7 protein-coding genes are annotated in these 13,544 nt (G+C 35.1%); 3 read left to right on the top strand and 4 right to left on the bottom strand.

Going from position 1 to position 13,544, the window contains the following annotated elements:
* The first annotated feature begins 332 nt into the window (after positions 1–332).
* A complete protein-coding gene (locus J8281_RS11880) occupies positions 333–3,020 on the top strand; it encodes a GH116 family glycosyl hydrolase (protein ID WP_210197849.1) in 2,688 nt (895 codons plus the stop codon).
* Positions 3,021–3,372: 352 nt separating this feature from the next.
* Here the strand turns inward: J8281_RS11880 and J8281_RS11885 are convergent, their stop codons facing one another.
* The 4 genes from J8281_RS11885 to J8281_RS11900 all read right to left on the bottom strand — a co-directional run bounded on the left by J8281_RS11885 (position 3,373) and on the right by J8281_RS11900 (position 11,652).
* On the bottom strand, positions 3,373–5,646 hold the full coding sequence (locus J8281_RS11885; protein WP_210197850.1) for a glycoside hydrolase family 2 protein: 2,274 nt from the start codon (positions 5,644–5,646) through the stop codon (positions 3,373–3,375).
* Positions 5,643–8,291, bottom strand: coding sequence for a glycoside hydrolase family 2 TIM barrel-domain containing protein (locus J8281_RS11890; RefSeq protein WP_210197851.1), 2,649 nt, complete (start codon positions 8,289–8,291; stop codon positions 5,643–5,645). The genes J8281_RS11885 and J8281_RS11890 overlap by 4 nt, the downstream gene beginning before the upstream one ends.
* A gap of 71 nt (positions 8,292–8,362) precedes the next feature.
* Entirely contained in the window at positions 8,363–10,813 is a 2,451-nt protein-coding gene (locus J8281_RS11895) for a glycoside hydrolase family 2 TIM barrel-domain containing protein (RefSeq protein ID WP_210197852.1), read from the bottom strand.
* A 14-nt stretch (positions 10,814–10,827) separates the two neighbouring features.
* Positions 10,828–11,652, bottom strand: coding sequence for an alpha/beta hydrolase (locus J8281_RS11900; RefSeq protein WP_210197853.1), 825 nt, complete (start codon positions 11,650–11,652; stop codon positions 10,828–10,830).
* Positions 11,653–11,969: 317 nt separating this feature from the next.
* On the opposite strand from J8281_RS11900, the gene J8281_RS11905 reads away from it, so the two are divergent.
* Together J8281_RS11905 and J8281_RS11910 are read left to right on the top strand one after the other, a co-directional pair.
* Positions 11,970–12,722, top strand: coding sequence for a phytanoyl-CoA dioxygenase family protein (locus J8281_RS11905; RefSeq protein WP_210197854.1), 753 nt, complete (start codon positions 11,970–11,972; stop codon positions 12,720–12,722).
* An 11-nt stretch (positions 12,723–12,733) separates the two neighbouring features.
* The gene (locus J8281_RS11910; protein WP_210197855.1) at positions 12,734–13,543 is read left to right on the top strand and encodes a sugar phosphate isomerase/epimerase; all 810 of its coding nucleotides are present in this window, start codon (positions 12,734–12,736) and stop codon (positions 13,541–13,543) included.
* Position 13,544: the final 1 nt, after the last annotated feature.

A 13,544-nucleotide genomic window follows, 5' to 3' on the forward strand; every position in this document is an offset into this window, starting at 1 on the left:
GTACAAAATTGTCAACGATTCTTGAATAAAATTTAAATATCTTCAATAAACTCATGTCAATTATGGTAATACCATAATCTGATAATGATTGACTTTTAAAAACATGGGTAATATCTTCATATTTTGTGTTATCTATTATCTACATAATTATCTAGAGGTAAAACCTAAGGGTTCCCTATTTTTTTTCCCCTTTTATGAAAGAATTAGGCAGAGGTGAAAATTTACAATAAAGGGATCCGGTATATCGAAATCGTATCATATATTGATTAAAATATATCATCAAATAACTTTCTGAAGCTGTACATTTCGGTTTCCTTTTTAGTATTCCGAATATGAAATATTATCTACATCTACAACAGAAAGCTTTTACTTTATTATTTTTTTTATCTTTTCTTAATTTATCCTTTGCACAGGAAAATCTAGTATTAAAACCTGATGTTTATAAGCGGGACTACAGAGTTAGAAGTGGAGTTGCTCTAGGAGGATTAGGCACCGGAAGTATTGAATTGAGAAAGGATGGAAACTTCTACAACTGGGCTATCTTTAATAATTATCCCTCTGGTTCTGGTTCTATTTTGGATTTACCCGTTAAGCCTTTCTCGAATGACCAAAATGCGTTTTTGTTTTTCCTTGTGAGATACAAAGAAGAAGGAAAACAACCCAAAATTAAACTGCTGCAGCTTACCAACGGGATTGATCAGGGTGGATTACAAGACGAAAGTCCGATCTATTATTTTCCATGGTTAACGGCTATTGAAAAAATTGAATACAGCGCGAGATTCCCTTTTGTCACTATGAAATTTACAGATAGTGAAATGCCATTTACTGTTTCTTTAAAGGCTTTTTCACCCTTTGTACCCCATAACCCAGACGACTCTAGCATTCCCGCTATTTATTTTGATTTTACAATCGATTCAAAAATAGAGACTCCCATAGAGGTTGAAATCATAGCAACACAAAGAAATCTAATTGCTTTTGATCTTGGAAAGAAATTTTTTAAAACCGCAATACAAAAAGATACAGATTATACGTTTATCAAACACGATGTAGGAGGAGTGAATCAATCACATGACACCTATGGTCAAATGGGGTTGGGAGCGCTTGGTAACCAAGATGTTTCGTATTACTCGGGATGGGCACATAGACACCCGTTTATGGAAAAACTTCTCGTATCGTCTACACTAGAAAATATTGATGACACCAAAAATCGAAACAAAACCGCTCCAGATGGGTCGCTAATCGCCTACACGGGTAAAGACAATAACCAGGTTTTGAAAAGTTCGGTCGCAATAACAAAGACTATACCTGCCGGAGAGTCTGTAAAAGCAAACTTTTTTATGACATGGTATTTCCCAAACGCTTATGGAGCAATACAAAGAAAAGCAAATAAAAAAAATAATACATTATTAACTAACGAACAAGGTTATGAAATCCTCTTGAAAAAGACTGAAAAAGTCGGGAAATACTATGAAAATAACTTTAAAACGATCGACGAGGTTAATACCTACATTATCGACAACAGAAAAAAATTAGTACATCAAACTGAAAAGTTTGCAACAGATTTTTACAACAGTTCTATCAACGTGGGCATCCTAGATCAGGTAAACTCGCAATTCAACACCTTGATCACATCGAGTCAATTTGATAAGGCAGGCAGGTTTGCCATTCAAGAAGGGATGACTTCAAATCAGGCTTGGGGTCCATTTGCAACTACCGATGTTTCATTATATGGATCAGTGATGCTAGTGTCGTTGTTTCCAGAATTGCAGAAATCAATGATGAAAGCTCATAAAACACTTCAAACCGATAAAGGAGAAATTAACCATGGTTTGAGTTTTGACCTTGGCAAAAACAAAAATGGAACCTTTGGCGTGTATGAGCGTGTAGATTTGGCTCCTAATTATATACAACTTGTCCTTAGAGATTATCTATTCACAAATGACAAACAATATCTCAAAGAGATGTGGCCTTCGGTAAAACTGGCAATAGATTACATATTGAAAGAATTGGATAAAGATGGAGATGAAATGCCTGACATGCATGGTATTATGTGTAGTTATGACAATTTCCCCATGTATGGTTTATCGTCTTATATAGTATCACAGTGGATTGCCGGACTTAAGATGGCAAGTATTGCTGCCAAAGACATGAATGAAGATGATCTATCTAAAAACTATGAACGTATTGCAAATAAAGGTATTTCTTTAATGGATAAAAAGTTATGGAATGGAACATATTTTCTTTTATCAAATGATTATTTAGGAAGCAAAGGAAAAGATAAGGGTTGCTTAACCGATCAACTCTTTGGGCAGTGGGTCGCTCACCAAGCTGGATTAGGAAGATTATTTAGTCAAAAGAAGATTAAATCTGCACTTTCTACTATTTTAGACTACTCCTTTATTGAAAATACTTATTTGCGTAATTGTACCTGGCCAGAGTATCCATTATTTTACCCCATGCATGACACCAACTTATGGATAGATCAGGCAAACACACCATGGACTGGGGTTGAATTAGCTTTTGCAGCGTTTTTGATTCGTGAAGACATGGTTGCAGAAGGAGAAAAAATTATTGAAGCTGTAGATAAAAGATATCGAAGGGCAGGATTATACTGGGATCATCAGGAGTTTGGCGGTCATTATTACCGACCTATGTCTGCATGGTCTATCATTGACGCTCTAAGTGGTTTTACTATCGTAAAGGATCACTATACCTTTGCTCCCAAAACTAGTGATCAACAATTTTCTTATTTTTTTAGTGCAAATACTGGTACTGGGAGCTTTATCAAAAATAAAAGTAATACGATAAAAATTGTAGCAAACCAAGGAGAGCTTATCATCAAATCGATATCATTGCCTACGAGCCTATTGCCCAAAGAAGTTAGTTCTAAAGTAATTGATAACAAAGGAAAAGAAATTAAACTAAAATGGACAGATAGTGTTAAAAACCCTACTATGAAAACGGCTATCTTTTTGAATGAAATACACCTGGCCTCGGGAGAACAAATCCAAATATTATAAGCTTTAACTCGTTATTATAAGAGATACCTGTACAGATTCAAAATTGCTATTTTCTCAAACCACCTCGTGTAGACTTCAAACACCTTATATCCTACGAAGGAACTATAAAAAAAGCATCAATTCGTATAATTTGATGTAACGAGCTCTAGACTCTGAGATAACATAGAGAAAATTGCCTGTCTACCTATGATAGAAAGATGTTCAAAATAGTTTTTAGGATCCTAAATCCTATGTTATCACAAGCCTTCGAAGGATTCGTTACATTTCTTTCTTAGATCGAAACACTACTATAGACGAATTTTGAGTAGAAGAATCAAAATACATGACAAGTATAGCTAAATCGATATAAAACTTAAGCTAGTATATTGTCATCCTTTTTCCTTTCGAGTTTTTGATCATATTTTAAGGTATAAGAGGAATTCATTTCCTCTTTATCGACAACTTTTAAATGAAATGTAAGCTTGTTTTCGTTGGATTTTGGCAATAATACTCTTGCCGTTGGACCTTTCAAATTTTGATTAACTTTTATGTCTGAATAGTTCCATGTCAACAATTCAATATAAGTAGAACCTATTTCTAAAATTGCCTGAATCTGTCCATCTGGAATTTCTTTATAAAAATCATTAAGTACCCAAAGTTCTGCTTCGAATATTTCTCCTTCGACCCAACCAAATTTCGAAATTTTTGCACTGGCCATGACCGTTCGACATGAATTAGCTACAGCATAAAAAGAAGGTTTTGGAATATTGGGGTAACTTATGATGCTATTATTGGCAGCTGTAGGCCATGGCTCATTAAAGCACCAATTGATAGCCATAGAGCAGTATGGCTTTTGCCTTCGGGCTTCTTCATAAATAGCTTTGTACCCCTCGCATTGAAGCCACTGGCCATTAGCTACTAGTTCTTCTAGAGTTTTGGCTTCTCCAAAATATTCATTCAATAGGTCCAATTGCAACCAGGTATCCCCTAGCCATGCTCCAAAAGCGTGATGCGTTTCCCAACTAGTATTTCTTCTAGGAGGAAATAGTTCATTTTCGGGAATAATCTTTTTCAATATATCTACACTAGCTGGACCCGGCATACCAAACTCTGTGTAAGCAGTTGCTTTGGTATTTGAAATCCATTGGTATACCTCTTCTTTAGTCTCATTATCTTTAAATACATAATTACCATGAGCCATTCCGGCCATAGGGGCTGTAGGGATAAAAGGATTTTTTTGGTCAAGGTCATAGCATTGCTTATTCAATAATCTTAAGGCTAACGATTGATCGGTCATTCGGGACCAATCATTAAATAACTCATTACCACCACTCCATAACACATGAGATGGGTGTTTTCGTATTCTTTTAATTATCGAAGTAGACTCTTGCTCTAAAACTTTTAAATATCGAGGTGTTCCTACGTAATTATTACAAGAAAGTGGAAATTCTGTCCAAACCAAAATTCCTTTTTCATTACAATATTCATAAAAACTCTCTTTACCAATAATCGAACCTCCCCAAGCCCTTAACATATTAAAATTAGCTTCTATTGCTCGATCTATTAATTTTTGATATCGTTTGCTTGTAATAACTCCAGGAAATATCTCTGGATTTACCCAATTCGTACCTTTACAAAATATTTCTCTCCCATTAATTTTTATAGTTATTGGTGGATAACTTCTAGACATGGGTCTTCGTTCAAGTTCCCAAGTACCAGAGTTCATTACAAGTTCAACCTTTCTTAATCCTATCTGCTGATTTTTTACATCAATAACATTCCCTTCTATATCCTTGAGCATAAAAATTGAAGTATACAGATAAGGGTTACCTTGATCTAAAGGCCACCATAACTGGGGATTTTTCAATTCTGTGGTGATAGAATCTCCAAATTTATCTTCCTTTTCTGAAATTAAAAATCCATCTTCATTATACATACACCAAGTATATGAACAACAATCGAGATTTTGTCCAACGACCTCTACAGTTAATATTGCGCTATCAAAATTATCGGTAAGCTCATAATCGATATAAACATCTTCTAGAATTGAATAATGTTTTACCTCCAGATGACAATGCCCCCAAATTCCTGAAGGGATTAATCTGGGATGCCAATCCCAGCCGTAACTTACTGCAGGTTTTACAGATTGAGAAGCCTGCTTGCGACCCACATCTACTCCTTTTAGTTTTGGGGCAGGATATACTATAATACTAATTTCGTTATCTTTTTCCAAATGCTCTGTAAGATCAGTAAAAACCGGGGTAAACATACCTTCTTGTTTAAAAATCAAATGGTTATTTAACCAGATTTCAAATTGATAATCAATACCTTCGGCATAAAAATAGAGCCTGTCTTTTGCTTTTAACACTGGTTTTTTAAAAGATGTTTTGTAGATCCAAAATACATCTTCCATCCAGTCGTATTGTTTGAAATTGTCAGCCTCATAAAAAGGAGGCCAATTATGTGCCGTTGCATAATCTAATTGTACAGCTCCCGGAACCGTAGCCTTAAAAAGATCCTTTGGCTCTTGGTTTTTGGTTTCTGTAAAACCTACATTCCATCGTAAAGGTATTTTCTTGGTGGGATCTACTAAAGCTTTATTACTACTTTGAGAAATTTTCTTGAAGTTTTCAGTTATCATCTTCATATTTTCTTTATAATCAATCCGTTCAATAGTGTATTCCCTTTGATAGCCGTAAAATCAATTTCTAATAATCTATTTTCCGATATCGTCACTTTTTGATTTATAAAACCGGCTGTTTGAATTCCGAATTTTTGAACTACATTGAGTTTATCTACGACCTTTTTATCATTTATTATAATTGAAAACACACGCTCAGGTGTCTTTCTATTAGATTGTTGTATACCCCAGGATCTTTCTGCATCAGTTAAATTTTTAGTGTTCTGCAAAAATGGTTCAGCGATCAATAGAGTAACTTGGTACTCTCCTTTTTCAACATTGATCGTTAAATTCTGAATATTCTCTACAAAAGTTTGGTAAACTGGATCCAGATTAGTCTTTTTAATATTGTCAGAGATACCTAATCGTACATTTTCAAAAGCATGCCCCTTTTCATATGCTTTAATAAAGGGATCGTCACTTACTAATTTTAGAATAGTATCGTTTTTTGGCACAGGTATCCAGACACGTCCTGTTTTTGTAGTTAAGTAAGTACGGGTTTGTCCTATGTTGAAATGGAGTCCGTTGGTAGGTACTCTAATCATACCTTTTTCTGTGACAGGAAAATCATAATGTAATTGAAGTGTATCAGATACTACTTTATTTGCTGAAAAAGCTTCTGCTCTTACTATGTGTAATCCTTCATCAAATATGGTCTCAAAAGTGGCTTTGCCTTTTACGACTTTGGCAGTTCCTATTTCTTTTTTGTTTTGAAACAAACGAACTTTAGGAAGATTGCTGAAAACAGTAACCTTTTCTTTACGTTGTCTATCAGGAACTAAATATATACGTTTTGAAAAACCACTTCCGGCTATATGAACAACGGGGTTATCACTCCATCGGGCTTGTATATAATAGTAGGCATCCTTTTTTCGTCGATCTGTGGTTAATAGTCCCTTATTATTAGTGTTCGGCACCACATCTTTACGCCCATCCCTCTGAAAATCGGCAAGAATCCAAATACTATAGCCTATCATCCAATTTCTTTGATTCCCTTCTCGTAAATAAGGTTCATAAAAACGGGTTTGATACGAACTACTAAAATCGAAAATAGTAGGTTTATCGGTATATATCCGAGGGTCACTTCCCGCACCAAATTCTGAAAGCATTATAGGCCTATCGGGACTATATTGATGTTTTAGGTTGTCCAAAAAAACGCCAATAGTTTCCATATCACCTTGGTACCAACCCTCATAAATATTAAAACCATTGATATCAGCAATTCTGAAAATTTCTTTCCCCAATTTTCCTTTATAATTTTTAAAGAAAGTAGACTGAAATGCCATTGCGGTTAATCTCTCAGGATCTTCCTGTTTCAAAATATGATTCATTGTTCGGGCATGAGCTACAGCTTCTAAATGAGGCTCCCAGATCTCGTTGTGATATCCCCAAATTGCTATTGACGGACTGTTATAATTCTGAAACAGCATTTCTTTCAGCATATTTTCAGAAAAGTTTAAAAAAGGATTACCATACGGAATCCAATTCACTCCAGGAATTTCAGACCAAGCTAACAAACCCAACCGATCACAAGCTTTATACACTGATCGATCGTGGGGATAATGAGAAATGCGAATAAAATTACTTCCTGTTTCTTTTAAAAGCATCACATCTTTGATACGCAAAGAGTCTGGTACTGCATAGCCTAGATTATGATAATCCTGATGTGTTGCAGCACCTTTCAATTTTACGGTGTTGCCATTTAATCTAAAACCATCTTTTTGATTCACTTCAAAATATCTAAAACCAACTTGTTGTGTGATGTTGTCTAGAATTTTTTCATTTTCTTTTGATATAATTTGCGAAACCAGAGTATACAAAATAGGGGTATCGGGAGACCAAAGTTTGGGGTTATCTATTGCAGACTCTAATTCAAAATGAGCTATAATACCAGTTTTCACCATCTGTATATCTTCTAGTTTTTGTACGATCTTTTTATTTTGATCGTACAATAGATGGCGTATTATTATTTGTTTATCGTAAGCATCGTGATTAGAAATTTGTCCTTTAATTTTGAAACCACCCAGGTTCTTTTTATTCGTTGGGGTTGTCCAGAATACTCCAGATGAGGCATAATAATTGTGGTTAAAAAACACCTTGTGTTTTACCAAGAGGTAAACATCTCGATAAATTCCTCCGAAAATTGAAAAATCACCCCCTGCCGGAGGCATAGTAATAGATAAATTTTCTGAATTATCTACTTTTACTACAATAGTATTATCTTCTCCAAAATCTAAAACTCCTTCAATATCAAAAACGAAAGCAGTGTATCCCCCCAAATGCTGACCTACATATCTATTATTTACATATACATTACATCGAGCAGAGACCCCTTCAAAGTATAGCGAAACTTTTTTATGTTTGTATGATTTGGGGATAAAGAGTTTCTTTCTGTACCACGCAACACCTCGGTAATATCCATCCTCATCATCTAAAATATCTTTTGCGTTATAGGTATGAGGTATAGTAACGCTTTCCCATTTCGAATCGTCAAACTTTTTGATAACCGCTTGCGGAACATGCTTTTTAATAAACTTCCAATTCGTATTTATAGATTCTTTTTTAGGAATTTCATGACTTTGTAGCTCAAACACCAGAAAAACTAATACCAATGTTGCTAAAAGTCTTTTATAGATTATGAAGTGATGATGAATGGGGCCATATGTATATATCCTAAACAATTCTAAAAAATATTAATTTTTGCTTCCGCTCTATCCATCGACTGCGAAATAGCAGTTACTGTGACTTCTCCTTCGGTGGCTTTGGATCTAATTACAATTAACCCCTTCCCTTGATATAGTGAGAATGTATCATCCTGTATGCTGCCTTCAACAAATGGTGACGCGTTACCAGCAGCCAAGAGTTGAACATCGCCATTTATACGAACTTTGACTTTAGAGTGATTATTAGGTACTACATCGCCATGTTCATCAACAGCACTCACCTTAATAAAAACAAGATCTCCGTTCTTTTGGATACTATCATTAGAAGCTTGAAGTTGTAAAACTGTTGCTTTTTTGGTGGTCTTTAGCGATTTAGAATACTCTTTTCCGTCTTTAAGACCTATGGCTTTTAGTTCACCAGGTTGATAAGGAACCATGAATGTTGCAGTCAGTTTATCTGCCTCGGTTATTTTTTTAGATCCTACTACTTTTCCATTAAGTTCAAGGCGAACTTCTGGATAATTGGTGTATACTGAAACCTGAAGGGCCTTATTCTCATTTCCAGACCAGTTCCAACTTTTTGATTCCTTTGGCCATCCCCAGTAATGTAAAACTTCATAAGTTCCTTTGGGTATGGGTTCATGCACGAGTAATTCTAGATTACTTCTTTCCCATAGTACATCTCTATAAAAAGATTGAGGTTTCTTATTACCAATAATATCGATATCTCCGCACCAAGCCACATACCATGGCCAAGGCATTGTAAAGGTATCTTCTATTTCTTTTTTGGTTTGATACGTACTGTGAGCAATCCCTGATTCACCAAGATAATCCATTCCGGTCCAAACGAAATCACCAATAACATACGGCAATTTTTTAACCAGTTCCCAGTTTTCAAAAGACTGATTGGGCATAGATTCTGACCCATACATAATTCGATCTGGAAAATCTTTATGATCTTCTTCGTAGCGATCAAATTTGTAATTATATCCGGCCACATCTAACAACTCAAAAGCCGGGGCAGTTTCTGGCCATTCCCTACCCGGGTGATCCCAAAATGTATTAACCCCTTGTGTAACCGGCCTAGTTTGATCCAATTCTTTGATAGTATGGATTAGATTCTTAGCAATTTCTATACCTGATGAATCAACACGTTCTTTAATTTCATTGCCTATACTCCACATAATAACACTAGGATGATTGCGATCGCGTAGTACCATATGGGTAATATCTCTTTTCCAATACGCCTTAAAATTGTTGCTATAGCCATTTGGTTTTTTAGGCTCTAGCCACATGTCAAAGGCTTCATCTATAACCATAATTCCGATACGATCACAAGCATTTAGAAAAGCTTCAGAAGGCGGATTGTGCGCCGTTCGTACTGCATTAAATCCATTTTCTTTAAGAAGTTTTACACGTCTTTCTTCGGCTTTTGGAAAGGAAACAGCACCAAGTAATCCATTATCATGATGAATACAAGCACCTTTAAGTAATTGTTGTTTTCCATTTAAAAGAAATCCTGTCTCTGCAGAAAAGTGTAAAGAACGAATACCAAACGTTTGCAATTGTTCGTCGATAACTCTTTCGCCTTTTATTAATGTCAGTTTTGCAGTATATACATAAGGATGTTCTGGACTCCATAGTTCGGGTTCTAATAACTTTATAGAAAAGGCTAATTCATTTTTATCTTGTGCCGAAATATTGATGAGTGTATCTCTGGATCTGTTAAGAACCTTTTCCTGATTTCGATAAATTTCACATACTACCTCAACTTTCGATGGTTTATCAGTAGTATTTAGAATTTCAGTATCAATATTTACAACCGCTTCATTTTTAGACGCTAATGATGTTGTGATTTGAGTAGCCCAATGTTCAAAATGTATGGGGTTGACGTAGGAAATGTGAACATCCCGGTATAATCCGGCACCGGTAAACCAACGAGAACTTTGTTCTTTAGAATTAACTTTTAATGCAATACTATTGCTCTTATCTTTATATAGAAAGGAGGTAATATCAAAATAAAAAGGTGTGTACCCATATACATGCTCACCTACCTTTTTACCATTTACCCAAAGTATTGTTTCAGTTTGAGCCCCATCAAAATGAAGAATTACTTGCTTGTCTTTGTTTTGCTTTGAAAGACTTAGTTTTTTTCGATACCAGGCGGTACCTCCACGCAAATATCCCACATCTTTACCATCTTTCAGGTTTTTATCAAAAGGTCCTATATGAACCGAATCTTGAATCACTTGATCGGTAACACTATAATCGTGAGGTAATCGAACAACTTCCCAACTTGAATCATCAAATTCTGTATTTTTGGCAAGAGCAATGTTCCCTTCAAAAAATCGCCAGTTTGCATTGAAATTAAGTTCTCTTTGGTTGGTAAATGTATAAGATGTAGGCTCACTGCAGTTTATTAAGAATAAGCAACTCAGCATACAAACACTATGAATAAAAAATGCTTTCAATCTTTAAATAAATTTTAATGAATATGATGCTCTAACCAATTTTGAAGTAATTGTGGCCAGGTTTCTGCGGCTTTATTTCCTTCTCGCAAGCCATATCCGTGTCCACCCTCTGGCAACAGATGTAGCTCGACCGGTATTTCTTGATCCCTTAGTGACTGGGCCCAAACTAAAGCACTGTTTGCGTAATAATCATCGGCAGTAGCAAAAATAAACGTAGGTAATGTATGATTTTTAGGGTTTAATCCTGGTGTTAAACTACGGTTCTTACCTTTATCTAAATAGGCCGGATAAATTAATATAGAAAAATTTGGTTTGCTCTGTATAGTGTCTATGGTATCAAATGATGGGTATGTATCCTGATTATATTGTGAACCGAGCCGGGCACATAGACTTCCTCCCGCAGAGAACCCTAAAACACCAATGCTGTCGCTTTTAATCTCGTAATCTTCAGCATAATTTCGTACCACACGAATTGCCCTCTGCATATCTTGTAAGGCACCCTCTTCCTTTTTTGGTACACGGTATTGCAAAACAAATGCCGTGTATCCCAAGGTTGTAAGCCATTGTGCAATTTCATACCCCTCTTTATCAATAGCTAAAACGTGATATCCTCCCCCGGGAGCGATCAAAATACCAATACCATTCCTTTTTGAAGCTTTTGGTTTAAACACAGTAAAACCGGGATTAGTAACATCAGTTAAATGAATCGTCGTCGTATCTTTTGCCTTTTTATCGATTTTAGCTTTACGCTTAGGTTCTTGTTCTCCAGGTACACTAGTTGGCCAAATGTCTATAAAATCTTTATCCTGACCATGGATAACATGGACTAGAAATAACATATAATATGTACAAAATAAAAGTTTCACTTAAATGTTAATATATGATATTGGCGCATAAGCTCGAAAAATTACTTTGGTTAGCACCAAAATATAATCTCAAAACTAAAGTATTGTATATATAAGTATTGATACTATTTTGTCAATTACCTAGTCTAAAATTTCAATTTATAAAATTGTTAATATCCCAAAAGCTTTCTATTCCTCGATTACCATAGGTTTTTACTGATCTTATAATTAAAAAGCACTCTACTAAATATTGTCATATCCTCTTAATTTTTCTAATTTAACCCTTACATTAATAGAAAAACTAAGCGATCATGAATTTAGATAGCGCTTCTCTACTATCACAGGAGGAAAAAGAATTTTACTGGGAAAAGGGGTATTTACTGACAGAAAAAAAACTCTTTGCGCAACCAAAATTTAGTACTTTATACACTATTTTTGAAGAATATCTCGAAAATTATGGTGCGAACGCGGAACAATTAGACACTCCCCATTTCAATGATTCCAGATTGTTTGACTATTTGCTGGCCGATGAAGTACTTGATGTAATTGAAGAAATTATAGGTCCTAATATTGGATTATGGAGCAGCCATTTTATATGTAAGCAACCAAAAATAGGAAAAAGAACACCGTGGCATGAAGACAGTGCGTATTGGAAAGGTCGGTTTGATAAATTTGACGGCGTCGTTACGCTTTGGCTAGCCATTGATGAATCTACCATTGAAAACGGTTGCATGGGAGTACTACCTGAAAGCCATAAAAATGGATTTTCAGAATATAAAATTCTGGATAAAAATTCAGCCACTTTTGAAGAGGAAATCTCTACTAAGATTAATGAAGAAGATATTGTTTGGTTCGAACTTCCCCGAAACACGTATTCACTGCACGATTCTCGAATTATTCATGGAGCCAATGCCAATACCAGTGATAAGCGAAGAACGGGATACACTATGCGCTATTTTAATACAGATTTAAAACTTAACCCGGATCACCCTGGAAATAAAACTCACAAAACTTACCATTGCCGTGGAGATAACCGTGGAAATAATCCGTTGATTTATCTATAATTCACGTACTGATGAATATCAAGTTTTACTACCCAATATGGTCGATAGGAAAACTACCTTTAAATGACGCTCTATACAAGATTAAAGAAAATGGATATGATGGAGCAGAAATAGCACTTGAACACCCAAAAGATTTCAAAAATATTGTATCCATGTTTAATTATTATGATCTAGAACTTCTAGCACAACATCCTTTTGCTAAAGGAAAAAATTTTTCTGACTTTAGAAAGGATTACAATTGTAGATTAGAAGAAATATTAAAGATCAACCCCACATTAGTAAACTGCCATACAGGTAAGGATTATTTCTCTTTTAAAGAAAATATTCAATTGATAAATGATGCAGAAATTCTTGCAGATAAATACAATATAACTATTACACAAGAAATTCATAGGGGAAGGTTTTCTTATGCTCCCATGGTCATTAAAAACTATATTGAGAACTTTCCAAATATTAAATTAACTGCCGATTTCTCGCATTGGTGTGTAGTTACAGAATCTCTATTAGAAAATCACAAAGAAGCTATGACCCTTGCTATAAAACACGCTGCCCACATTCATGCAAGAGTTGGATATGATGAAGGACCACAGGTCAATGATCCATTTGCACCAGAGCATAAAGAGGCATTAGAAAGTCATTTATTCTGGTGGCAGCAAATTTGTGATTACAGGAAGCAGCACAAGCACGAAGAACTTGTTATTACCTGTGAATTCGGACCAAAACCTTATTTGCAAAACTTGCCGTACACACAACAACCAGTAACTGATATTTGGAATATTAATTTAAAGATGAAGTCGTACTTAAAACAAAATTTAAAATAAA

Source organism: Aquimarina sp. U1-2, from assembly GCF_017897595.1.
Classification (GTDB): domain Bacteria; phylum Bacteroidota; class Bacteroidia; order Flavobacteriales; family Flavobacteriaceae; genus Aquimarina.

Coding starts and splice junctions, on each gene's coding strand:
- J8281_RS11905 (WP_210197854.1), top strand. CDS start 11,970: ATGAATTTAGATAGCGCTTCTCTACTATCACAGGAGGAAAAAGAATTT.
- J8281_RS11885 (WP_210197850.1), bottom strand. CDS start 5,646: ATGAAGATGATAACTGAAAACTTCAAGAAAATTTCTCAAAGTAGTAAT.
- J8281_RS11910 (WP_210197855.1), top strand. CDS start 12,734: ATGAATATCAAGTTTTACTACCCAATATGGTCGATAGGAAAACTACCT.
- J8281_RS11900 (WP_210197853.1), bottom strand. CDS start 11,652: ATGTTATTTCTAGTCCATGTTATCCATGGTCAGGATAAAGATTTTATA.
- J8281_RS11880 (WP_210197849.1), top strand. CDS start 333: ATGAAATATTATCTACATCTACAACAGAAAGCTTTTACTTTATTATTT.